20 protein-coding genes and 1 riboswitch are annotated in these 22,383 nt (G+C 64.0%); of the genes, 7 read left to right on the top strand and 13 right to left on the bottom strand.

Annotated features, from left to right (window positions below; translation table 11 throughout):
* Window position 1: 1 nt before the first annotated feature.
* From gmhB to QCE49_RS01920, 10 genes are all read right to left on the bottom strand, one after another.
* Window positions 2–574: a D-glycero-beta-D-manno-heptose 1,7-bisphosphate 7-phosphatase gene (gmhB, locus tag QCE49_RS01875; protein ID WP_008351447.1), complete on the bottom strand. Its 573-nt coding sequence runs from the start codon at window positions 572–574 to the stop codon at window positions 2–4.
* A 12-nt stretch (window positions 575–586) separates the two neighbouring features.
* Complete coding sequence (gene glyS / locus QCE49_RS01880; protein WP_175979815.1) at window positions 587–2,686, bottom strand: glycine--tRNA ligase subunit beta; 2,100 nt, start codon at window positions 2,684–2,686, stop codon at window positions 587–589.
* A gap of 17 nt (window positions 2,687–2,703) precedes the next feature.
* On the bottom strand, window positions 2,704–3,732 hold the full coding sequence (gene glyQ, locus QCE49_RS01885) for a glycine--tRNA ligase subunit alpha (protein WP_075583488.1): 1,029 nt from the start codon (window positions 3,730–3,732) through the stop codon (window positions 2,704–2,706).
* A gap of 172 nt (window positions 3,733–3,904) precedes the next feature.
* Window positions 3,905–5,572 carry an apolipoprotein N-acyltransferase gene (lnt, locus tag QCE49_RS01890; protein ID WP_008351439.1) on the bottom strand — a complete coding sequence of 556 codons (1,668 nt, stop codon included), beginning with the start codon at window positions 5,570–5,572 and terminating at the stop codon, window positions 3,905–3,907.
* A gap of 81 nt (window positions 5,573–5,653) precedes the next feature.
* The gene (locus QCE49_RS01895; RefSeq protein ID WP_008351437.1) at window positions 5,654–6,559 is read right to left on the bottom strand and encodes an HlyC/CorC family transporter; all 906 of its coding nucleotides are present in this window, start codon (window positions 6,557–6,559) and stop codon (window positions 5,654–5,656) included.
* A 201-nt stretch (window positions 6,560–6,760) separates the two neighbouring features.
* Window positions 6,761–7,450 carry a gamma-glutamylcyclotransferase gene (locus QCE49_RS01900; protein WP_250456582.1) on the bottom strand — a complete coding sequence of 230 codons (690 nt, stop codon included), beginning with the start codon at window positions 7,448–7,450 and terminating at the stop codon, window positions 6,761–6,763.
* A 35-nt stretch (window positions 7,451–7,485) separates the two neighbouring features.
* A complete protein-coding gene (ybeY, locus tag QCE49_RS01905; RefSeq protein ID WP_008351433.1) occupies window positions 7,486–7,947 on the bottom strand; it encodes an rRNA maturation RNase YbeY in 462 nt (153 codons plus the stop codon).
* Entirely contained in the window at window positions 7,947–9,065 is a 1,119-nt protein-coding gene (locus tag QCE49_RS01910) for a PhoH family protein (RefSeq protein WP_008351431.1), read from the bottom strand. The genes ybeY and QCE49_RS01910 overlap by 1 nt, the downstream gene beginning before the upstream one ends.
* A gap of 21 nt (window positions 9,066–9,086) precedes the next feature.
* Window positions 9,087–10,448 (bottom strand): tRNA (N6-isopentenyl adenosine(37)-C2)-methylthiotransferase MiaB, encoded by a 1,362-nt coding sequence (gene miaB, locus QCE49_RS01915; protein ID WP_008351429.1) that lies wholly within the window; start codon window positions 10,446–10,448, stop codon window positions 9,087–9,089.
* A gap of 114 nt (window positions 10,449–10,562) precedes the next feature.
* Window positions 10,563–11,534 (bottom strand): LysR family transcriptional regulator, encoded by a 972-nt coding sequence (locus QCE49_RS01920; RefSeq protein ID WP_250456667.1) that lies wholly within the window; start codon window positions 11,532–11,534, stop codon window positions 10,563–10,565.
* Window positions 11,535–11,638: 104 nt separating this feature from the next.
* On the opposite strand from QCE49_RS01920, the gene QCE49_RS01925 reads away from it, so the two are divergent.
* Entirely contained in the window at window positions 11,639–12,817 is a 1,179-nt protein-coding gene (locus tag QCE49_RS01925) for an MFS transporter (RefSeq protein ID WP_250456581.1), read from the top strand.
* A 37-nt stretch (window positions 12,818–12,854) separates the two neighbouring features.
* Window positions 12,855–13,541, top strand: a complete 687-nt coding sequence (locus QCE49_RS01930) for an HAD family phosphatase (protein WP_250456580.1) — start codon at window positions 12,855–12,857, stop codon at window positions 13,539–13,541.
* 3 nt (window positions 13,542–13,544) lie between these two features.
* Here QCE49_RS01930 and ribB read toward each other — a convergent pair whose 3' ends face one another.
* Both ribB and glpK read right to left on the bottom strand, forming a co-directional pair.
* Entirely contained in the window at window positions 13,545–14,255 is a 711-nt protein-coding gene (gene ribB / locus QCE49_RS01935; protein ID WP_250433912.1) for a 3,4-dihydroxy-2-butanone-4-phosphate synthase, read from the bottom strand.
* Window positions 14,256–14,429: 174 nt separating this feature from the next.
* Window positions 14,430–14,593: riboswitch (FMN riboswitch) on the bottom strand.
* 108 nt (window positions 14,594–14,701) lie between these two features.
* Complete coding sequence (gene glpK / locus QCE49_RS01940) at window positions 14,702–16,198, bottom strand: glycerol kinase GlpK (RefSeq protein WP_250456579.1); 1,497 nt, start codon at window positions 16,196–16,198, stop codon at window positions 14,702–14,704.
* 224 nt (window positions 16,199–16,422) lie between these two features.
* Here glpK and QCE49_RS01945 point away from each other — a divergent pair, with 224 nt between their 5' ends.
* Window positions 16,423–16,803 (top strand): hypothetical protein, encoded by a 381-nt coding sequence (locus tag QCE49_RS01945; protein WP_250456578.1) that lies wholly within the window; start codon window positions 16,423–16,425, stop codon window positions 16,801–16,803.
* Window positions 16,804–16,876: 73 nt separating this feature from the next.
* Here QCE49_RS01945 and QCE49_RS01950 read toward each other — a convergent pair whose 3' ends face one another.
* Window positions 16,877–17,074, bottom strand: coding sequence for a hypothetical protein (locus QCE49_RS01950; protein ID WP_008351420.1), 198 nt, complete (start codon window positions 17,072–17,074; stop codon window positions 16,877–16,879).
* 460 nt (window positions 17,075–17,534) lie between these two features.
* Between QCE49_RS01950 and ggt the strand changes: the two genes are divergently transcribed.
* The 4 genes from ggt to QCE49_RS01970 all read left to right on the top strand — a co-directional run bounded on the left by ggt (window position 17,535) and on the right by QCE49_RS01970 (window position 22,383).
* Window positions 17,535–19,172 (top strand): gamma-glutamyltransferase, encoded by a 1,638-nt coding sequence (gene ggt / locus QCE49_RS01955; RefSeq protein WP_250456577.1) that lies wholly within the window; start codon window positions 17,535–17,537, stop codon window positions 19,170–19,172.
* Between the two features lie 150 nt (window positions 19,173–19,322).
* Entirely contained in the window at window positions 19,323–20,657 is a 1,335-nt protein-coding gene (locus tag QCE49_RS01960) for an MFS transporter (RefSeq protein ID WP_409017131.1), read from the top strand.
* 349 nt (window positions 20,658–21,006) lie between these two features.
* Window positions 21,007–21,831, top strand: a complete 825-nt coding sequence (locus QCE49_RS01965; RefSeq protein WP_008351417.1) for a ferritin-like domain-containing protein — start codon at window positions 21,007–21,009, stop codon at window positions 21,829–21,831.
* A gap of 39 nt (window positions 21,832–21,870) precedes the next feature.
* The gene (locus tag QCE49_RS01970; RefSeq protein WP_033536572.1) at window positions 21,871–22,383 is read left to right on the top strand and encodes a hypothetical protein; all 513 of its coding nucleotides are present in this window, start codon (window positions 21,871–21,873) and stop codon (window positions 22,381–22,383) included.

The raw sequence follows: 22,383 nt of genomic DNA on the forward strand, positions 1-22,383 counted from the left end.
GTTACTGAGCCGCGGCGCGATCCTGATGCCGCGCGAGGAAATCGAGCGCGAATGCGCGCAAGTCCTTGTGAACGAGGGTGCCTTCGGGCAACTGGCCTTCCTTGAGCGTCTTTTCGCCTTTGCCGGTCAGCACGAGATGCGTGGGAAAGCCGAGCGCCGCGCCCGCCTGGAGATCGCGCAAAGAATCGCCGACGACCGGCGTATCTTCCGGATCGATCTCGAAGCGGTCGATGATCTGTTGCAGCATGCCGGGCCGGGGCTTTCTGCAATCGCACTGATCTTCGGCCGTGTGCGGGCAGAAAAACACCGCGTCGATGCGCCCGCCGACGGCCGCGACCGCGCGATTCATCTTCTGATGCATTGCGTTGAGTGCGGCCATGTCGAATAGACCGCGCCCGATGCCCGACTGATTCGACGCGATCGCCACGCGATAGCCCGACTGGTTCAGCCGCGCGATCGCTTCGAGACTGCCGGGAATGGCGACCCATTCGTCCGGCGACTTGATGAAGGCATCCGAATCGACGTTGATGACGCCGTCGCGATCGAGGATGACCAGTTTGCGGTTCATGACCATGGGCGGCGTTTCTTAAGCAGCGAGCTTCGAGATGTCGGCGACGCAGTTCATCTGCTGATGCAGCGCGTTGAGCAGCGCAAGACGATTGTTGCGCAGCGCCGGGTCTTCCGCGTTCACCATCACGTCGTTGAAGAACGTATCGACGGATTCGCGCAACGCGGCGAGCGCGGTGAGCGCCTCCGTATAGTTGCGCGCGGCGAGCTGGCTTTGCACGCGCGGCGTCACCTGCTCGATCTGCGTGTACAGATCCTTCTCGGCCGCTTCGACGAGCAGTTCCTTGTCGACCACCGAAGGCGCGCCTTGCTCCGACTTCTTCAGAATGTTCGAGATGCGCTTGTTGGCCGCCGCGAGCGCCGCGGCTTCCGGCAGCGCCGCGAATTCGCGCACGGCGTCGAGGCGCGCGACGATGTCGTCGAGGCGCGTCGGGTTCAGGCTCAGGACCGCTTCGATATCGTTCGCTTCGAAGCCGCGCTCGCGCAACAGTCCGCGCAGACGATCGAGGAAGAAGGCGTAGACCGCTTCGGTCGAATCGGCGACTTGCGGCATGCCCGCGAACTGACGTTGCGCCGCGCCGACGAGATCGCGCAGATCGACCGGCAGCTTCTTTTCGAGCAGGATGCGCAGCACGCCCAGCGCGTGACGGCGCAGCGCGAACGGATCTTTCTCGCCCGTCGGCGCGAGCCCGATGCCCCAGATGCCGACGATCGTTTCGAGCTTGTCCGCGAGCGCGACCGCGGCACCGACGCCCGTCGACGGCGTTTCGTCGCCCGAGAAGCGCGGCTGATAGTGCTCCGAGCAGGCGAGCGCGACTTCTTCCGGCTCGCCGTCGTGACGCGCGTAGTACGTGCCCATCGTGCCTTGCAGCTCGGGGAATTCACCGACCATGTCGGTCAGCAGATCCGCCTTCGCGAGACGCGCGGCGCGGCGCGTCAGCGCGGGATCGACCCCGACCATCGGCGCGATTTCGCCCGCGAGCGCTTCGAGACGCTCGACGCGCTGCAGCGTCGAGCCGAGCTTGTTGTGATAGACGACGTTCGCGAGCAGCGGCACGCGATCTTCGAGGCGCTTCTTCTTGTCCTGCGTAAAGAAGAACTTTGCGTCGGCGAGGCGCGGGCGCACGACGCGCTCGTTGCCTTCGACGATCTCGCCGGGCGTCTTCGTATCGATATTCGACACGATCAGAAAACGCGAGCGCAGCTTGCCGTTCTGGTCCGTGAGCGCGAAGTATTTCTGGTTCGTCTGCATCGTGAGGATCAGACATTCCTGCGGCACCTGCAGGAATTCCTCGTCGAAGCGGCATTCGTAGACGACCGGCCATTCGACGAGCGCGTTCACTTCATCGAGCAGCGCTTCGGGCATCACGACGCGATCTTCGCCCGCAAACGCCTGCAGTTGCGTGCGGATCGATTCGCGGCGATCGTCGAAGTTCGCGACGACGCGGCCTTTGTCGAGCAGGGTGTCGGCGTAGTCGTCGGCATGAGCGATCGCGACGAAGCCTTCCGACATGAAGCGATGCCCGATGGTCGTATCGCCCGCATCGACGCCAAGCGCGCTGACCGGCACGACGTCGCGGCCGTGCATCGCGATCAGGCGCTGCACCGGACGCACGAACTGCACGCTGGTGCCGTCCGGACGCTGATACGTCATGACCTTCGGAATGGGCAGCTTGCCGAGGGTTTCGTCGAGCGCGGCTTGCAGGCCGTCGGCGAGCGTCGCGCCGGGCGCGGCGTAGCGCAGGAAGAAGGCTTCGGCCTTGCCGTCCTGCGCGCGTTCGAGTTCGGCGATGGGAAAGTCGGGGAAGCCGAGCGCCGCGAGTTTCTTCGCGAGCGGCGGCGTGGGATTGCCTTCCTTATCGAGCGCGACCGTTACCGGCAAGACTTTCTCGCGCACCTGCTTTTCCGGCGCGACATCGCGCACATTGCGGATGAGCACGGCGAGGCGGCGCGGCGTCGCGTACTTTTCGAACGAAGGCGCGCCGTCGATGAGATCGCGCGCGGCGAGACGCTCGACGATGCCATCGGCGAAAGCGGTGCCGAGACGCGCAAGCGCTTTCGGCGGCAGTTCTTCGGTGAGCAGCTCGACGAGGAGCGAAGCGTGGTTGGATTGCGTCATTGTTCTAGCGAGCCTCGTCAAGCCTGTTCGTTGTTGCTGGGTTCGCCCGGCGGCGTGCTTTCCACCTTGAGCGGCGGCGCCCATGCCGGACGCTGCGCTTCCTGCTCGTCGCTGACGAGATCGCGATCGCCCTTGACCGGATTGCCGAGCATCGGGAAGCCGAGCGCTTCGCGCGAATCGTAATAAGCCTGCGCCACGAGGCGCGACAACGCACGGATGCGGCCGATATACGCCGCGCGCTCAGTCACGGAAATGGCGCCGCGCGCATCGAGCAGATTGAACGTATGGCCGGCCTTCAGCACGAGCTCATACGCGGGTAGCGCGAGCTTCGCATCGATCATCTTCTTCGCTTCTTCTTCGTAGCTCTTGAAGAACGTGAACAGCAGATCGACGTTCGCGTGCTCGAAGTTGTACGTGGACTGCTCGACCTCGTTCTGGTGATACACGTCGCCGTAGGTGAGGCGGCGCAGTTCGCGGCCGTTCGGGCCGTCTTCTTCCCATTCGGTCCAGATGAGGTCGTACACGTTCTCGACCTTCTGCAGGTACATGGCGAGGCGTTCGAGACCGTAGGTGATTTCGCCGAGCACGGGCTTGCAGTCGATGCCGCCCGCTTGCTGGAAGTACGTGAACTGCGTCACTTCCATGCCGTTGAGCCACACTTCCCAGCCGAGTCCCCAGGCGCCGAGCGTCGGGTTCTCCCAGTCGTCCTCGACGAAGCGCACGTCGTTCTGCTTCAGATCGAAGCCGAGCGCTTCGAGCGAGCCGAGGTACAAATCGAGGATGTTTTCCGGCGCGGGCTTCAGCACGACCTGATACTGATAGTAGTGCTGCAGGCGGTTGGGATTCTCGCCATAGCGGCCGTCCTTCGGGCGGCGCGACGGTTGAACGTAGGCCGCGCGCCACGGCTCCGGGCCGATCGCGCGCAGGAACGTGTGGACGTGCGAGGTGCCTGCGCCGACTTCCATGTCGATCGGCTGGAGGAGCGCGCAGCCCTTTTCGTTCCAGTAGGACTGCAGCGTCAGAATGATTTGCTGGAAAGTGAGCATGATTGCCTTTTGCGGGCGAACGCGGCGCGGCCATCGTCGTGACGACGCGACTCGGAGGCTCGGCCGAAGTACTTAAACGGAGAATTTTAGCCGAACGGACGGGCGGGTGCGGCTTTTTGGGAGAAGGCGGGCCGCGTCGCATCGCGCGACGCGGCTTTGTTTCAGCCGATGTTCAACGCTCGCCCGAACGTTTCCGATTCGGCGCGAATGCAAACGCGAACGCCAGCAGAATCAGCGATACCGCGATCACCGTCATGTTCCCGCTCGTCACATACGGCGTGCTGCCCGACGTGCCTTGCACGCGCGCTTCGAGCACGCCCGTGGCGAACGTCGGCAGCTTCGAGATGACATCGCCGTTGGCCGCGATCGCCGCCGTCATGCCGGTGTTGGTCGCGCGCAGCATCGGCCGGCCGGTTTCCATCGACCGCATCCGTGCGATCTGCAAGTGCTGATCGAGCGCGATGGTATTGCCGAACCACGCGAGATTCGTCGAGTTGATGAGAATGCCCGCGGGCGTTTCCTGCTCGCGGATCGTGCGCGCGATCTCTTCGCCGAAGATGTCCTCGTAGCAGATATCGACGGCGACCGGCTGGTTGTGCACGACGAATGCCTTCTGCGCGATCGGCCCGCGCGCGAGATCGCCGAGCGGAATGCCCATCATGCGCACGAACCAGTGAAAGCCGGGCGGCACGAATTCGCCGAAGGGCACGAGATGATGCTTGTCGTAGCGATACACGCCGTTCACATGCGGCGTGACGCCGAAGAGACTGTTGGTGAAATCGGTTGCGCGGCCATCGGGCAGAATCGTGACGCCGATCGCGCCGAAGAGAATCGACGAGTTCGTGTCGTCGGCGAAATTGCGGATCGCGACGGCGAAATCCTGCGGAATCTGCACCGACAGCACCGGCAGCGCGGTTTCCGGCGTGACGATCAGATCAGCGGGCTTCTCGGTGATGAGGCGCTTGTAGAGCGCGAGCGAGTCATCGACGCCCGACTGCTCGAACTTCATTTCCTGCTTCACGTTGCCTTGCAAGAGACGCACGTCGAGCGGTGCGTTGGCGGGCGTCGTCCATTGGACGAGCGACAGCAGCATGCCCGCGACGATCAGCGCAACCGCGACGACGCCCGGCGCGAACGCGAGCCGCCGCGTCTTGCGCAAGTGATAGACGGCCTGCACGATCAGCGCGGCGACGAGCGCGAGCACCCAGCCGACGCCGTACACGCCGACGATCGCGCTGAAGCCCTTGAGCGGACCGTCGACTTGCGCATAACCGCTCGCGAGCCAGGGAAAGCCGGTGAACACGAGGCCGCGCAGCCATTCGCCGAGCGCCCAGGCGCTCGCGAACGCGAACGCGCCGTGCCATGTCGGCGCATAGCGCGGCGATGCTTCGATGTCGCGTGCGGTGGCGGCGTCTTCATCGCCGAAGCGCGCGCGCCCCGCGACGAACGACCAGACCACGCTCGACAACGCCGGATAGATCGCGAGATACAGCGAGAACAGTGCGACGGCGGCGGCGGCGAGCGGCGCGGCCATGCCGCCGTAGACATGCATGCTGATGTAGAGCCACCACACGCCCGTCACGAAGTTGCCGAAGCCGAATGCCCAGCCGGTCGCGGCGGCGCTTTTCCAGCCGTTCGTGCGCGAGAGCCACGAGAAGAACAACGCGAACACGGCGAGCTCGATCCATCCGCCGTGCGGCGTCGGCGCGAAGGAGAGCGTATTGATCGCGCCGAGCACGGCCGCGACGAGGTAATGCCAGAACGGCAATGCGCGACGCGTATCGGGTGTCACGGAGACGTCGCGTTGACGGGAGAGAAAGCGAAACGATGAATCGGCCATTGATGACGGTCGAGATGAAACGGCAAAAGCGAGTGTAGGACTGACAGCGGGCGCCGTTCGGCTGCGGCGCCCGCGAAGCGCTTAGTCGCGCAGTTCGTCTTCGTCGTCGCCCGCGTGGTGATGTTGCTGCGCGAGATTCGGCACGCGCCGCACGAGAAGAACGTGAATCTGGCGGGCGTCGCCGCGCAGGATCTCGAACACGAAATCGTCGATGCGTACTTTTTCGCCGCGATGCGGCACGCGCCCGAAGCGATGCGTGACGAGTCCGCCGATGGTATCGACTTCTTCGTCGGAGAAATCGGTGCCGAATTCCTCGTTGAATTGCTCGATGCCGGTGAGCGCGCGCACGCGATACTTGCCGTCGGGCGTCGCGATGATATTGCCGGCTTCCTCGTCGAAGTCGTATTCGTCCTCGATGTCGCCGACGATCTGTTCGAGCACGTCCTCGATCGTGATGAGGCCGGCGACGCCGCCGTATTCATCGACGACGATCGCGATGTGATTGCGGTTCACGCGAAAGTCGTGCAGCAGTACGTTCAGACGCTTCGATTCGGGGATGAAGACGGCGGGGCGCAGCATGCCGCGCACGTCGAATTCTTCTTCGGCGTAGTAGCGCAGCAGGTCTTTCGCGAGCAGCACGCCGATGACGTTGTCGCGATTGCCTTCGTACACCGGATAGCGCGAGTGTGCTTTTTCGAGCACGAAGGGGATGAATTCCGCGGGCGTTTCCGCGATGTTGATGGCGTCCATCTGGGCGCGCGGCACCATGATGTCGCGCGCGCAGAGGTCGGACACCTGAAAGACGCCTTCGATCATCGAGAGCGAGTCGGCGTCGAGCAGGTTGCGCTCGTGCGCGTCCTGAAGCACTTCGAGAAGTTCGTCGCGCGATTCCGGCTCGTGCGAGATGAAATCGGTCAGGCGTTCGAGGAGCGAGCGCTTTTCTTGCGGTTTGTCGGTGTGGCGTCGACTGGGATAGGGATCGTTCATAGCGGAGCGCCCGGGAGTTCCCGGGCGCAGGTTAGCGGAAAGTTAAGCATACACCAAGGCAAAAAGCGGGCTGCGTGGCGCGGCGCGCATGACTTCAGCCATGCTAGCCGATAAATGTGCGAGAAGTATGTCCAGCGGAAAGCGTTGGCCGAATGGACGATATCAGGCGCGAAAATCATATGGAGGCAAAAAGCGCCAACGTCAGCGTCCGCCCTGCGCCTGGCAACGCTTCAACAACGCCTCCAGCGCCCGATCCGGCATGCCGCTCTCGCGCAGCGCCTCCACCGTCCGGCTGACGTAATCCAGCGTCGTCCCATATCGGCCGCTCGCGCAGCCGAGCACCGTTCGCACGACCGGATCGGCGAGCTTGCCGGTATAAGACGCCGCATCGCGCCGCATGACGAACGCGAGCGCATCGACGCGCCGTCCGTCCGCGAGCGTACAGGGCAGCCACGCGGGGCGGTACGAACCCATCGCCATTTCGCGGCGCCACAGCACGTCGAGATGCTCGATCGCTCCGACGCCCGCGAGCCGGAACGCCATGCCGGTGCACGAGCCGCCGCGATCGAGCGCGAGCACGAGACCCGGCTGCTCCGGCGTGCCGCGATTCACGCGCGACCACAGATAAAGCCCGCGATGATAGCCATGCACTTTGCTGCGCACCGCTTCGACTGTCGGCAGCCCGGGGTTCCAGATCAGCGAACCGTAGCCGAAGAGCCACACGTCCGACTCGCCGTCCCAATGCGCGAACGCCGCCTCGCGCGATGCCGCAAGTTCGGCATCCGTCCACAATGCGGATTCGCCGAGCGCGGGCGGATAGCCGGCGCACGGCTCGGGCGCGATGTCAGGAAGTGACTCGGGATGCGTGGGTTCGGGCAGCTTGTCGTTCACGGCGCGTTGGGAACATCGGGGACATCGGACCGGCTTCAGGTCGAAGGCACGTAAGGATCGGAAAATCCCAGAGACTGCATGATATCCGTCTCGATGGATTCCATCTCTTGCGCTTCGCTCTCGACTTCATGGTCGTAGCCCTGCGCATGGAGCGTGCCGTGGACGATCAGATGCGCGTAATGCGCGGCGAGCGGCTTGCCCTGTTCGGCCGCCTCGCGCTCGACGACCGGGCAGCACAGAATCAGATCGCCCGCGACCGGATCGTCCTCCGATTCTGCATACGCGAAAGTCAGCACGTTCGTCGCGTAATCCTTCTGCCGATACGTGCGGTTGAGCATCCGGCCTTCTTCTTCGTCGACGAAGCGCACGGTCAGTTCGGCGTCCGCGAACAGCGACGCCTTGATCCAGCGCGCGACCGTCGCGCGCGGCAGGATCGCCTTGTGCGACGGATACGCCTTCGCCGCTGGAAACTGCAGGGTCAACGTGAGGCGCGGCATTATTCGGGCTTCTGCGCTTGCTGTTGCGCAGCGCGCGCGGCCTCGGCGAGCGCGGCGTCTTTCTGCGATTGCGCGTCGTAAGCCTCGACGATGCGCGCGACGAGCGGATGCCGCACCACGTCCGCCGACGTGAAATGCGTGATCGCGATGCCGCGCACTTCCGACAGCACATGCTGCGCCTCGATCAGGCCGCTCTTGTGGCCGCGCGGCAAGTCGACCTGCGTCGTATCGCCGGTGACGACCGCCTTCGAGCCGAAGCCGATCCGCGTCAGGAACATCTTCATCTGCTCGGGCGTGGTGTTCTGCGCTTCGTCGAGGATGATGAACGCGTGATTCAGCGTGCGCCCGCGCATGTACGCGAGCGGCGCGATTTCGATCATCTGGCGCTCGAACATCTTCGCGGTCTTGTCGAAGCCGAGCAGATCGTAAAGCGCGTCGTAAAGCGGACGCAGATACGGATCGACCTTCTGCGCGAGATCGCCCGGCAGAAAACCGAGCCGCTCGCCCGCTTCGACGGCGGGGCGCGTCAGCACGATGCGCTTGACCTGATCGCGCTCGAGCGCATCGACCGCGCACGCGACCGCGAGATACGTCTTGCCCGTGCCCGCCGGCCCGATACCGAAGGTCACGTCGTGCGCGATGATCTGCTTCAGATACTCGCGCTGCGCGGGCGTGCGTCCGCGCAGATCGGCGCGTCGCGTGTAGAGCTTCGGACCGTGGTCTTCGTCTTCGCCGAGATCGATCGTCGCGCTCGGTTCATCGAACGGATGATCGGGATCGCCACGAAAACGCGGATCGATTTCGCCTTCTTCGCCGTTAGCTTCGCGCGCATCCTTCGCGCGACGCGTCGCATGACGCGCTTCGACGAGCGCGAGCTGAATGTCGTCGACGGAAATCGGATCCCGCGCGCGGTTGTAGAAGTTTTCGAGCGCCGCGAGCGCGACTTTGGCGCCACGACCACGAATCGCGATCTTGTGGCCGCGTCGCGAAAGCGTCACATCGAGCGCCTGCTCGATCTGCCGCAGGTTTTCGTCGAGCGGGCCGCAGAGGTTGGCGAGCCGCGCGTTGTCGTCGCGCGGAGCGGTGAATTCCAGATGCTGCGTGGGAGCGTTCTTCAAAGTGAACTTGAGTTCCTGTCTTTAGTGCGCAAGCTCGGGCGCCATGACCAGTTCGCCGCGCAGCGAGTGCGGATAGGCATGCACGATCTTCACGTCGATCATCTGGCCGATGAGCCGCGCGTGCGATTCTGCCGGCGCCGGGAAATTGACGACGCGGTTGTTCTGCGTGCGTCCCGCGAGTTCGTTCGGATCCTTGCGCGCCGGGCGTTCGACCAGAATGCGCTCGACCTTGCCGACCATCGATTCGCTGATGCGCTGCACGTTTTCCTCGATCGTCGCCTGCAAATGCTGCAGACGCTTCAGCTTGACTTCGCGCGGCGTGTCGTCGTGCAGATTCGCTGCCGGCGTGCCGGGGCGCGGGCTGTAGATGAACGAGAAGCTCGTGTCGTAGCTCATCTCGTCGACGAGCGCCATCATCTTGTTGAAATCGTCTTCGGTCTCGCCGGGAAAGCCGACGATGAAATCCGTCGACAGCGACAGATCCGGGCGGATCGCGCGCAACTTGCGGATGACCGACTTGTATTCGAGCACGCTGTAGCCGCGCTTCATCGCCATCAGAATGCGATCCGAGCCGTGCTGCACCGGCAAATGCAGATGCGAGACGAGCTTCGGCACTTTCGCGTAAGTGTCGATCAGGCGCTGCGTGAATTCCTTCGGATGCGACGTCGTATAGCGGATGCGTTCGATGCCCGGAATGTCCGCGACGTATTCGATGAGCGTCGCGAAATCCGCGATCTCGCTCGAACCGAGCGTCAGCGCGCCGCGATAAGCGTTCACGTTCTGGCCGAGCAGCGTGACTTCGCGCACGCCCTGGTCCGCGAGACCGGCGACTTCGGTGAGCACGTCGTCGAGCGGGCGAGACACTTCCTCGCCGCGCGTGTACGGCACGACGCAGTAGCTGCAGTATTTCGAGCAGCCTTCCATGATCGACACGAACGCGCTCGGGCCATCGACGCGCGCCGGCGGCAGATGATCGAACTTCTCGATTTCCGGAAACGTGATGTCGACCTGCGCGCGGCCGGTCGCGCGGCGCTGATCGATCATCGCGGGCAGACGATGCAGCGTCTGCGGACCGAACACGAGATCGACATACGGCGCACGCGCGACGATCGACGCGCCTTCCTGACTCGCGACGCAACCGCCGACGCCGATCAGCAGATTCGGGTTCGCTTCCTTCAGCTCGCGCACACGGCCGAGATCGGAGAACACCTTCTCCTGGGCTTTTTCGCGCACCGAGCACGTATTGAACAGAATGACGTCCGCGTCTTCGGGCGTATCCGTCTTGATGAGTCCTTCCGCCGCGCCGAGCACGTCGACCATCTTGTCGGAGTCGTACTCGTTCATCTGGCAGCCGAAGGTCTTTACATAAACTTTCTTGGTCATGAATCGTCGCCGGTCGCAGTGGTTAACCTGGGGGCGCTGTAAAAGAGATTAAAGAGGGAATTTGCGGCGCAATTACACTGATCTGCACCGCTTTTTACTGTATTTGGTCCAATATTATAGCTCTGGCCGCCATTCCCGACGCTTCCCGCGCGCGTCGGGCGGATACGCCAGGTCGCCGAGCAGGTCGTTCGTCGTTTTTTCGAAACGCTCGACGAGAAAGTCCAGCAGCACCCGCACGCGCGGCGCCATGTAGCGATTGGCGTGAAAAAGCGCGTGCACGGCGGCTTCGTGCGTACACCAGTCGGGCAACACCATCTGCAGCGTGCCGGCGCGCACGTCGGCGGCGATATCCCAGATCGATTTATGCGCGATGCCGTGGCCCGCGAGCGCCCATTCGCGCAGCAGCGCGCCGTCGTTGGTTTCCCAGGCGTCGGCGAGCGGAATCGTGTACGTGTAACGCTCGTCGCCGCGCACGAAGACGAGCTCGTTGAGCGGCCCGTTCGCCGTAACGACGACGAGGAAGTCATGCCCGGTCAGATCGGCGGGCGTTTCGGGCACGCCCATGCGCGCGAGATACGCGGGCGACGCGCACAGCACGCGGCGATTCGGCGCGAGCGCGCGGGCGGCGAGGCCGCTGTCGGGCGGGGCGCCGAAGCGGATCGCGAGATCGATCTCTTCCAGCAAAAGATTCGACACCGAATCCGATAGTGTGAGCGCGAATTTCACGTCCGGATGCAGCGCGCTGAATTCGTCGAGCCAGCCGTTCAGCATCGAGCGACCGAAATTCGATGTCGCCGAAATGCGAACCTTGCCGCGCACGACGTTCTGGCCGGCCTGCAGCGCGGCTTCGGCATCGTCGATCGCCTGCAGCGCGATCCGGCAATGCTGCAAATACACGCGGCCTTCGTCGGTTACGCGCAATTGGCGCGTCGTGCGCTCGAAGAGCCGCGTGTGCAGCGCTTTTTCCAGCTTGATGAGCCGCGCGCTCGCCGCCGCCGGCGACAGGCCCAGCTTGCGGCCCGCCGCCGACAGGCTTCCCGCCGACGCAGCTTCCACGAACAGGCGCATGTCGCCGAGCCGATCCATCGTCATTTTCAAATCCGGTTTGAGAATAATTCAAAGGGTAGGCCAATTCTCAAATCGCTGCGTGGCTTGCACAATGCGCTACGTGTAAACCCTTCCATCTCATCATGCCTCTTCCACTTCTCGCGCTTGCGATCAGCGCATTCGCCATCGGCACGACGGAGTTCGTCATCATGGGCCTCTTGCCCAACGTGGCGCACGATCTCTCTGTGACGATTCCATCGGCGGGGCTGCTCGTCACGGGCTACGCGCTCGGTGTCGCGGTCGGCGCGCCGCTGCTCGCCGTGCTGACGAGCAAGCTGCCGCGCAAGCTCGCGCTGCAGTTGCTGATGCTCGTGTTCATCGTCGGCAACGTGCTGTGCGCGCTCGCGCCGGGCTATGGCCTGCTGATGGTCGCGCGCGTCGTGACCTCGTTCGCGCACGGCTCGTTCTTCGGCATCGGCGCGGTCGTGGCCGCGTCGCTCGTCCCGGCGGAAAAGCGCGCGAGCGCCATCGCGCTGATGTTCACCGGGCTCACGCTCGCGAACGTGCTGGGCGTGCCGTTCGGGACGTTCATCGGGCAGGAGCTCGGCTGGCGCGCGACGTTCTGGATCGTCGCGGGCTTGGGCGTATTGTCCGCGCTCGGCGTGACCGCGCTCGTGCCGAACCGCCACGACGCCGCGCCGAGCACGCTCGGCCGGGAACTGCGCGTGCTGCGCGACGGCCAGGTCTGGCTCGCGCTCACGATGACGGTGCTCGGTTTCGGCGGCGTGTTCGTCGTGTTCACGTACATCGCGCCGATTCTCGAACAGGTGGGCGGCTTCTCGCCGCGCGCCGTCACGCTGGTCCTGGTGCTGTTCGGCGTCGGGCTGACGATCGGCAACACGATCGGCGGCAAGCTCGCGGACCGCGCGCTGATGCCGTCGCTGATGGGCATTCTGTTCGCGCTCGCCGTCGTGATGGCGGTGTTCGCGAAGACGAGCCACAGCCAGACCGGCGCGATCCTGACGATTTTCGTCTGGGGCATCGCGGCGTTCGCGACGGTGCCGCCGTTGCAGACGCGCGTCGTCGAGAAAGCGAAGGACGCGCCGAATCTCGCTTCGACGCTCAATATCGGCGCGTTCAACGTCGGCAATGCGGGCGGCGCGTGGCTCGGCGGCGCGGTGCTGACGCACGGTCACGGTCTCGACGCGCTTCCGTGGGCCGCGGCGGCGGTCGCGCTGGCCGCGCTCGCGGTGACGTGGTTCGCCGCGCGCCTGGATGTCCCGCGCGTTACCTCGGACATAAAAGCAGCCGACGCTTGCTGAGCGCTTATCATGTTGGCTCAACGTAATTCGAGCCAACATGATCGATCATCTCATCTGCGATTGCGACGGCGTGCTCGTCGATAGCGAAGTCATCGCGGATCGCGTGATGCTGGACGTGCTCACCGAGACGTTTCCCGGCATCGACTTCAGACCGGTCGTCAAGACGGCTTTCGGACAGCAGACCTCGCGCTTCCTGACTCATCTGGAGACGAAGTTCGGCATCGTGATGCCGCCCGATTTCGTCGATACGATCGAGGCGCGCGTCTCGGTGGAACTCGCGCGCTCGGTCGGACCGATCGCCGGCGTGCGCGCCGCGCTGGAAGGCTGCGCCCTGCCGGTGGCGGTCGTGTCGAACAGCCGGATGGAGCGCGTGCGCGCGTCGGTGCGGCGGGCGGGGCTTTCCGAGATCGTCGGCGCGCGCGTGTTCAGCGCGCAGCAAGTCGAGCGGCCGAAGCCTTATCCCGACGTGTATCTGCTCGCGGCGCGCACGCTCGATGTCGCGCCCGAGCGCTGCCTCGTCGTCGAGGACAGCGTCGCCGGACTGACGGCGGCGCGCGCGGCGGGCATGAAGACCATCGCGTTCGTCGGCGCGAGCCATATTCCGTCCGGCTACGCGCAAGTGCTGCGCGAAACCGGCATCACGCGAATCATGGAGCACATGGACGAGCTGCCCGCGCTCGTCGCGGCGGGCGTGCGCGGGGATTTCGGCGACGTGCTCTCCTGATCCTTACGCCGCTTCCTCGACGGATTCACGCGCGGCGGCCAGCGCCGCGCGGAATTCCACCAGTTCCGCGATGGTCAGCATCGGCAGGCCGCGCTCCTGCGCGAAACGCTCGACTTGCGCGCCGCGCGTCATGGTGCCGTCGGCGTTCATCAGTTCGCAGAGTACGCCGGCAGGCTTGAGGCCGGCGAGGATCGCCAGGTCGACCGTGCCTTCGGTGTGACCACGCCGCGCGAGCACGCCGCCGGGCATCGCGCGCAGCGGAAAGACGTGGCCGGGCCGCACGATGTCCGCCGGCTTCGCGTTTTCGGCGATCGCCGCGCGGATCGTCGTCACGCGATCCGCCGCCGATACGCCCGTCGTCACGCCTTCACGCGCTTCGATCGATACGGTGAACGCCGTGCCGTAGCGGCTGCCGTTCGCGGCGGCCATCGGCGGGAGTTCGAGCGCGCGTACTTTGTCGTCGGGCAGACACAGGCACACGATGCCGCTGCATTCGCGGATCAGAAGGGCCATGGTGGCGTCGGTGAGTTTTTCGGCGGCGACGATCAGATCGGCTTCGTTCTCGCGATCGTCGTCGTCCTGAAGCACGACCGGACGGCCTTCGCGCATGGCGTCGAGCGCGGCGGCGATGCGCGGCGGAACGTCGAACGAAGCGAGCTGGGGAAGGTCGGCAGAAGCGTCATCGGCGATGACGGCCGGTGTGGCGAAGGACAGGCTGGCAGCTTGGGACTGGGACATGTGAAACGCTCTCGCAGGAAATGTAAGCGAAAAACGTTTCAGGGCATTGCAAACAGACAGAACGGCACCCCACGGCGACGCGCCAAGAGGCGCGGCGGCGTCCGGTTCGGCACGATGCGGAAATCGCCAAGGGGACGGACATGACCATCTGCACATCTTCTCTCATCCGGACTATGACCGTCGGCTCTGGCATCTCACCAGATCTGCTGACCCCGCGCGTGAATCCTGCGCGGGCGCTCGCGGGCTCGTGGTCCGGCCGCGAAGCCTCGCCACATACCGCCGGTGGGGAATTGCACCCCGCCCTGAAGACGTACTCGATGCCGGCAAGCCGCAAGGCTCGCGAGCTTTTTTAGGATACCGCACGCCGGCGGTTTTTGCACCGCCGCATGACGCGAAAGGGTGCGATACGCCATGCATAGCCGTTAGCTGTCCGCCCATGCCTTCGCCGCGTTGACCGCGCGGCGCCACCCGGCGAGGCAGGAATCGATCTCCGGTTTCGGCATCGACGGCGTGAAGCGGCGCTCCAGTTGCCATTGCGCCTTGAGTTCGTCGACGTCCTTCCAGTAGCCGACCGCGAGCCCCGCGAGATAAGCCGCGCCGAGCGCCGTCGTCTCCGCGATGCGCGGACGCGCGACATCGACGCCGAGAATGTCGGCCTGGAATTGCATCAGCAGATCGTTCGCGCAGGCGCCGCCATCGACACGCAATTCACCGATGCGGATGCCCGAGTCCGCTTCCATGGCTTTCAAGACGTCGAGGGACTGATAGGCGATCGAATCGAGCGCCGCCCGCGCGACATGACTCGATGTCGTTCCGCGCGTGACGCCGAAGAGCGTGCCGCGTGCGCGCGCGTTCCAGTGCGGCGCGCCGAGCCCGGCGAACGCAGGCACGAGATAGACGCCGTCGCTGTGCGGCACGCCGCGCGCGAGCGTCTCGATTTCGCTCGCGCGCCGGATGAGGCCGAGGCCGTCGCGCAGCCATTGAACGACCGCGCCCGCGATGAAGATGCTGCCTTCGAGCGCATAGCTGACGTGATCGCCGATCTGCCAGGCAATCGTGGTGACGAGGTTGTTGCGCGACTCGATGGGCTTGTCGCCCGTGTTCATGACGAGAAAGCAGCCGGTACCGTAGGTGTTCTTCACCATGCCGGAATCCGTGCACATCTGGCCGAAGAGCGCGGCGTGCTGATCGCCGGCAAGCGCTGCAAGCGGGACATCGGCGTTGAACACGGTGCCTCGCGCCGTGCCATAACGTTCCGACGACGTCCGCACTTCGGGAAGCATGCTGCGGGGAATGTCGAGCGCGTCGAGCAGTTCGTCGTCCCAGCGGCGTTCGTGAATGTTGAAGAGCATCGTGCGCGAGGCGTTCGTGACGTCGGTGACATGCAAGCCGTGACGCGTGAAATTCCACACGAGCCAGCTATCGACGGTGCCGAACGCGAGCCGCCCTTGCTTCGCCTTGTCGCGCGCACCTTCTACATTATCGAGAATCCAGCGGATTTTCGTCGCCGAAAAGTATGCGTCGATAGGCAAACCGGTTTTCGCGCGCACCATCGCTTCGAGGCCGCGCGACTTGAGCTCGTCACAGAAGCCGGCCGTGCGGCGGTCCTGCCAGACAATCGCGTTATAGACCGGCGCGCCCGTCTCGCGATCCCAGACGATCGTAGTCTCGCGCTGGTTCGCTATGCCGACTGCCGCGATCGAAGCAGCGCTCGCGCCGGCGCGCGTGACGGCTTCCGCGGCGACGCCTGCCTGCGTCGACCAGATTTCGCGCGGATCATGTTCGACCCAGCCCGCCTCGGGATAAATCTGCTGGAATTCCTTCTGCGCCAAGGACACGATGTTGCCGTTCCGGTCGAACAGCATGGCCCGTGAGCTGGTGGTGCCCTGATCGAGCGCGAGAACGTACTGATCCTGCATGGTCTCCTCCGGTTCGAACGGACATCGACGTTTCGGGCAGCAAAGGCGCTGTCCGTTTGCGCAATCTATCGGAGCGAGGCGACGCGGACAAGCTGGCCGAACGGCATAAGCCGCGCGACATCGACCGCTCGAATGCGGATTTGGCCTATGCCATTCGGCCGAGTGGCGCGGCGTTCGTGTTCGTCCGATACTGGCGGCACGAAACCGATTGAAGGGTGAGTGCGATGCGTATGCTGTTGATTTCCAGCGTGCTGGGCGCGGCGCTTCTGACGGGCTGCGTGGGCACGCCCAGCCTGGACGGCTCATTGGGCGCGCCGTCGTTCAGCGCGCTGCAGGACATGTGCGGGACCTCGCCCGTCGACTACGGCGCGGACGCGCAATCGGTCTATTCAGCCTTCTACGATGCCTATGTGGCCGAACGGCGCGGCGGGTTGCAGAAGGAGCGCTTCTGCGCGTTCCAGGCGGCGATTGCAGAACGGTATCGTGCTTATCGCGCGAATCCCGGCCCCGAAGCGCAAAGCGCGTGGGCGAAGTTCTTCCTGGAGCAGCGCGCGCAGGCGCTGAGCTGGCGCGCGGCAGTGGACCCGACACTGCGGGCCGGCTGACGCGACTTGACGCTAGGTGAAGGGAAAGTGAAGCGGACGCGGCCTTGCACCGCGTCCCGAGTCCTGCCGCGTGCTACGAGTAACGCTTGAAAGCCTTGACTGTGGAGTCGCCGGTGGCGGTGAGGCGCCATTGCTGACGTCCCGATGCGAGATTTTCGAGTTGGACGAGCTGACGTTCGAGCAGGGCGTCGAGCTCTTCGCGTTCCATGTCGACCTGATTAGGCGCTTCCTGAACCAATAGCAGCGTGGCGAATTCGTGCGGACTCAGCATTGTGTTCTCCATGACGACCGAACGGCATAAGCAACCGGCTTTGTAAGCCGGGTCTTTTTGCTTCGAAACGTTGTACGGGAAAACTGAAAAATTGCCGGGCAAACGCGTCGATTTTGTGCTGCGGATGCCGGGAATTGGGATTGTAGGCAAGCGTCTGACAAGTGCCAAATTTGCCGAGAAAATTTTGGCTTTGACTTTTTATCAATGCGGAAGCGGTTCATCGCTCACGCGAATTCGAAGAATCCACTTGAGGTTCGTGCGGCGGCGCACACAAGGATCGGCATGCGAGCACACGCAATCAGCGACGCCTGATCGCCCGGTTAATGCGCAATCCGCATTAATTTATACGATAAATGAATTTGTTTTGGATTAAGCGGACAATGCAATATTCCCCCTTTGCCCGGATTGGCCACAAGGTCGGCCGGCACGTTCTGCCCGCTGGAATTTCGGACTTCATTCAATGACTCGCTTCAACTGGCAAAACCCGTATCCCACCCCGCGCCTTCCGGTGTTCGCCCGCAATATCGTTTCGACATCTCATCCGCTCGCCGCGCAGGCCGGTCTGCGCATGCTATGGAAGGGGGGCAATGCGGTCGATGCAGCCATCGCGGCCGCGGCGGCCATTACCGTGGTGGAACCCGTGTCATGCGGGCTGGGCGGCGACGCTTTCGCGCTCGTCTGGGACGGTCGGAAGCTGCACGGGCTGAATGCTTCGGGCGTATCGCCGGCGGCGTGGAACGTCGATTATTTCCGGCGCAAGTACGGCGAGGAAAACGGTCTCGCGCGCCAGCCCAAGCGCGGCTGGGACGCCGTGACGGTGCCGGGTGTCATCGCCGGGTGGGAAGCGTTGCATGCGAAGTTCGGCACGCTGCCCTTCGCGGATCTGATGGAGCCAGCCATCGAAATCGCCGAGCGCGGTCATGCGGTGGCGAGCATCGTCGCCTACAAGTGGGCGGCGGCGGTGCCGGAGCTCAAGGACATGCCGGGTTTCGCCGATGTATTCATGCCGCACGGCCGCGCGCCTGACGTGAGCGAACTCGTGCGCTTTCCCGGCCACGCGAAAACGCTGCGCCTGCTCGCGCAGCAAGGTCCGCGCGCGTTCTACGAAGGCGAGATCGCCGAGCGCATCGCCGCGTTCGCGCGCGCGGGCGGCGCGGCGTTGACGATGGACGACCTGCGCAACTATCGCGCGGACTGGGTCGAGCCGATCAGCAAGGATTATCGCGGCTACACGGTGCACGAGATTCCGCCGAACGGACAGGGCATCGCGGCGCTCATCGCGCTCGGCATTCTCGACAAGTTCGACGTGAGCGCTTTGAACGTCGATCGCATCGAGTCGCAGCATCTGCAAATCGAGGCGATGAAGCTCGCCTTCGCGGATGTCTATCGCTACGTTGCCGATCCGCGCTCGATGGAAGTCACGCCGGAACAGATGCTCGACGACGCCTATCTGACCGAACGCGCGAAGCTCATCGATCCGAAAAAGGCGACGCACTTCGACTTCGGCATGCCCAAGGCGGGCGGCACCATCTATATGTCCGTCGCCGATGAGCGCGGCATGATGGTGAGCTTCATCCAGTCGAATTACATGGGCTTCGGTTCGGGCGTGGTCGTTCCCGACACAGGCATCGCGCTGCAGAACCGCGGTTGCGGCTTTTCGATGGATCCGAAGTCCGCGAACGTCGTGGAAGGCGGCAAGCGTCCGTTCCATACCATCATTCCGGCTTTCCTCACTCAGCAGGTCGACGGCAGGCAGGAAGCCGTCATGAGCTTCGGCGTGATGGGCGGCGACATGCAGCCGCAAGGCCATCTGCAATCCATCGTACGCATGCTCGACTACGGCCAGCAGCCGCAGGCCGCGTGCGACGCGCCGCGCTGGAAGGTGAACCGCGACTTCACGATCGACATCGAAGCCACGCTCGATCTCGAAACCGCGCGCGCGCTCGAGGGTCTCGGCCACACGATCAAGTCCATCGACGATCCCTACATGGACTTCGGCTCCGGCCAGTACATCTGGAAGCTGGATCGCAATGATCCGGAGCGCGGCTATGTCGCGGCGAGCGACAGCCGGCGCGACGGACTCGCCGCAGGCTTCTGAGGCTGCCATCGGAGGCCGCGCCGTCGGCCGGTCTCCGTCGATAAAAAACCACGCATCCGATCGCCGCAATTGTGCAGGCGAGGGGGCCGCGCGCCCGCGCCTCGTGGCCTCGGTCCGACATCACGACATGGAAGCGGGATAGGAGAAATCATGAACGAACGCGTGTATCAAGGCGCTGCTCCGACGCAGGCGCAAACGCCCGCGCCGCGCCCGGCGCCATCCAAGGCGATGATCCGCCGCATCGTGTTCTCGTCGTCGATCGGCAACGCGCTCGAGTGGTTCGACTTTCTCGTCTATGGCTATTTCGCGACGGTCATCGCGAAGGCGTTCTTCCCGTCGAATGACGAATGGCTCTCGACGATGCTTGCCATCGGCACGTTCGGCATCTCGTTCCTGATGCGCCCGCTCGGCGCGATCGTGCTCGGCATCTACGGCGACCGCAAAGGGCGCAAGGCCGCGCTCACGCTCGCCATTCTGCTGATGATGGTCGGCACGCTCACCATGGCCGTGATGCCTTCGTATCAGCACATCGGAATCGCCGCGCCGCTTTTGATCTTGCTCGCGCGTCTCGTGCAGGGCTTCGCGGTCGGCGGCGAGTTCGGCAGCGCGACCGCGTTCATGGTCGAGCACAGCGAAGCGCGGCGCGGCTACTACGCGAGCTGGCAGTTCGCGAGCCAAGGGCTTGCCGCGATCATGGCCGCGGCGTTCGGCTCGGTACTCAGCGCCTGGCTGCCGCAGCCGCAACTCGAAAGCTGGGGCTGGCGCATTCCGTTTGTCTTCGGTCTGCTCGTCGGGCCGGTTGGCTATTACATCCGCTCGCATCTGGACGAAACGCCGGAGTTTCTCGCGACGCGCTCCGCGCAGAAGGCGAGCGCGCCAGGCGTGTCGTTCGCGAATCAATGGCTGAATCTTTTGCTGGCCGTGGGCATCGTCGCGCAATCGACGGTCGGCGTGTACGTCCTGCAACTCTATATGCCGCTGTACGCAGTCAAGCAGTTGCACCTGCCGGCGACCGCATCGTTCGCCGTCGTGGTGCTCAATGGCGGACTTCAGTTCATCTTCTCTCCGTTGATGGGCGCGCTCTCCGACCGGCTCGGGCGCATCCGCATCATGCTCGGTACATCGATTTTCATGGGCGTCACGATTTATCCGATGTTTGCGTGGCTGCAAGCGCATCCGACAGTCGCGTCGCTGGTCGTTCTCCAATCGGTCGCGGGCATTCTCAAGGCCGCGTATTCCGGTCCAATGCCCGCGCTTATGTCCGAAATCTTCCCGACTCGCGTGCGTTCGACGGGTCTTTCCATCGGCTACGCGCTCGGCGTCACGCTGTTTGGCGGTTTTGCGCCGACCATCGTGGAAGCCTTCATCCATGTCACGGGGGACAAGCTCGCGCCGAGTTACTACGTATTGCTGGCCGCCGTCTTGTCGGGAATCTCGCTGGCGATCGTCGCCTGGCGCATGCGCGCGGCACGACGCGCAACGTAACGGCGCGCTGCGCGACGGCATCGCGCGAAACAATCGAGGCGGCTTCGGCCGCCTTTTGCAGTTCGAACACGACGCAACCATATACAGAGCCGACCGGCATGAATAATGCTGCAGCGCACCGACGACTCGACCGCGCCGGATCGTAAGAATTTGGAACGCATGGAACTGGCGGGCCGCGGGTGAGTCTGTCCCCATGTCTGCAAACTCATTGCAGGGCGGCTAAGATGAAAACAAGCCGCTGACACTTGAAGTCAACAGCGCCGGGGTCGATCCAATCACGGCGTCGCCTGAACCTCGGCCGTTTCTCATCGGCCGATGGCGCGTTCAGTCCAGCCAGGGAGCGCGATATATGCATACGGACAGTACACATGTGATGCCTTGGCGCATCGAAGACATCGATCTCACGCGAATCGATCGTCAGAAGGCGGCATCCAACGAGCATCTTCTCTTGTTGTTGTGCGCCTGCTCGTTCATCGAGAGCGGGACGGACCTCTATACGAGCAATCTCAGCAAGTATTTTCACGACGATCCCGAAATCTCGGCGTGGCTCAACAACGAATGGGAGCCCGAAGAGATGCAGCACGGCAGGGCGCTCAAGACCTACATCAACCACGTGTGGCCCGAGTTCGACTGGGACACTGCGTTCAGGAATTTCTTCGACGAATACTCGCTCACTTGTTCATACGAGGAGTTCGAGAAGAAGCGCGCGCTCGAGATGGTTGCGCGCTGCGTCGTCGAGACGGGAACGGCCACGCTTTATCGCGCGATCAACGATTGTTCGGATGAACCGGTGCTGAAGGAAATCACCGACAACATCCGCACGGACGAAGTGCGGCATTACAAGCACTTTTTCCATTTCTTCAAGAAGTGGAACAAGATCGAGGGCAATGGCCGCATGGCCGTGCTCGGCGCGCTCGTGCGGCGCGTCGTGGAACTGAAAAGCGAGGATTCGGAGATCGCGCTGCGGCACGTCTTCGCGATTCGTTACCCGGAGCGCGCGCAGGATGTCGAGTACAACCGCGAGCTCTCCGCGCGAGTGAATGCGCTCGTGCGGCGCAATCTGTCGGCGGATCAGGCCATCAAGATGCTGCTCAAGCCGCTCGATCTGCCCGCGCGCATTCAACCCGGCGTGCACTATCCGCTGTCGAAGATGACGCAGTTATTCTTCCGCTAACCTTGTTCGACGATGCCGGCGCAAAGCCGGCATCTTTTCATGACCGATCACAACACGCCCCGACCGTCGCTTTCGTCGCAATCCGTTTTCGATGAATGGCCGCCCGAGCTGCGCGCGCGCTTCGACGGCGCGCTCGCTCGCGCCGACGACGGCTTCACCGTTTCGCTATGCGCGGCGGACGAGGCTCATCGCGTGCGAACCGCTTTGTTGAGCGCCGGTGAGCTGTACGCGCCGGATGCGCGCAGACTCGCGTTCGCGTTGTGGCCGTCGTCGCGGACGGCGCAGGCTGTCACCGCGAGCGGACGCGCGACACTCGCCTTCGTATCCGATGAGGCGTTTTATCAAGTGCATCTGGACGTGCGTCGCGTGCCGCTCGACGATGTGCCGCTCGCGTGCTTCGTCGGCACGATCGAGAGCGGTGAGGTTCAACGGGTGGGATATGCGCGACTCACGAACGGAATCGCCTTCGAACTGACCGAAGCGCAATCGGCGCTCGCGCGCTGGCGCGAGCAACTCGACTGGCTGAAGCGGGCGGCGAGCGTCGCCGCCTGA

The organism is Caballeronia sp. LZ008 (assembly GCF_031451435.1).
Lineage (GTDB): Bacteria > Pseudomonadota > Gammaproteobacteria > Burkholderiales > Burkholderiaceae > Caballeronia > Caballeronia zhejiangensis.

Excerpts from the sequence above, each read along its gene's own strand:
- QCE49_RS01920 (WP_250456667.1), bottom strand. The coding sequence starts at position 11,534 with ATGGATCGGCTCGGCGACATGCGCCTGTTCGTGGAAGCTGCGTCGGCG.
- QCE49_RS01925 (WP_250456581.1), top strand. The coding sequence starts at position 11,639 with ATGCCTCTTCCACTTCTCGCGCTTGCGATCAGCGCATTCGCCATCGGC.
- ybeY (WP_008351433.1), bottom strand. The coding sequence starts at position 7,947 with ATGCCGCGCCTCACGTTGACCCTGCAGTTTCCAGCGGCGAAGGCGTAT.
- miaB (WP_008351429.1), bottom strand. The coding sequence starts at position 10,448 with ATGACCAAGAAAGTTTATGTAAAGACCTTCGGCTGCCAGATGAACGAG.
- ggt (WP_250456577.1), top strand. The coding sequence starts at position 17,535 with ATGACTCGCTTCAACTGGCAAAACCCGTATCCCACCCCGCGCCTTCCG.
- glyQ (WP_075583488.1), bottom strand. The coding sequence starts at position 3,732 with ATGCTCACTTTCCAGCAAATCATTCTGACGCTGCAGTCCTACTGGAAC.
- glpK (WP_250456579.1), bottom strand. The coding sequence starts at position 16,198 with ATGCAGGATCAGTACGTTCTCGCGCTCGATCAGGGCACCACCAGCTCA.
- QCE49_RS01965 (WP_008351417.1), top strand. The coding sequence starts at position 21,007 with ATGCATACGGACAGTACACATGTGATGCCTTGGCGCATCGAAGACATC.
- QCE49_RS01970 (WP_033536572.1), top strand. The coding sequence starts at position 21,871 with ATGACCGATCACAACACGCCCCGACCGTCGCTTTCGTCGCAATCCGTT.
- QCE49_RS01930 (WP_250456580.1), top strand. The coding sequence starts at position 12,855 with ATGATCGATCATCTCATCTGCGATTGCGACGGCGTGCTCGTCGATAGC.
- lnt (WP_008351439.1), bottom strand. The coding sequence starts at position 5,572 with ATGGCCGATTCATCGTTTCGCTTTCTCTCCCGTCAACGCGACGTCTCC.
- glyS (WP_175979815.1), bottom strand. The coding sequence starts at position 2,686 with ATGACGCAATCCAACCACGCTTCGCTCCTCGTCGAGCTGCTCACCGAA.
- QCE49_RS01945 (WP_250456578.1), top strand. The coding sequence starts at position 16,423 with ATGCGTATGCTGTTGATTTCCAGCGTGCTGGGCGCGGCGCTTCTGACG.
- QCE49_RS01950 (WP_008351420.1), bottom strand. The coding sequence starts at position 17,074 with ATGCTGAGTCCGCACGAATTCGCCACGCTGCTATTGGTTCAGGAAGCG.
- gmhB (WP_008351447.1), bottom strand. The coding sequence starts at position 574 with ATGGTCATGAACCGCAAACTGGTCATCCTCGATCGCGACGGCGTCATC.
- QCE49_RS01960 (WP_409017131.1), top strand. The coding sequence starts at position 19,323 with ATGAACGAACGCGTGTATCAAGGCGCTGCTCCGACGCAGGCGCAAACG.
- QCE49_RS01895 (WP_008351437.1), bottom strand. The coding sequence starts at position 6,559 with ATGAACGATCCCTATCCCAGTCGACGCCACACCGACAAACCGCAAGAA.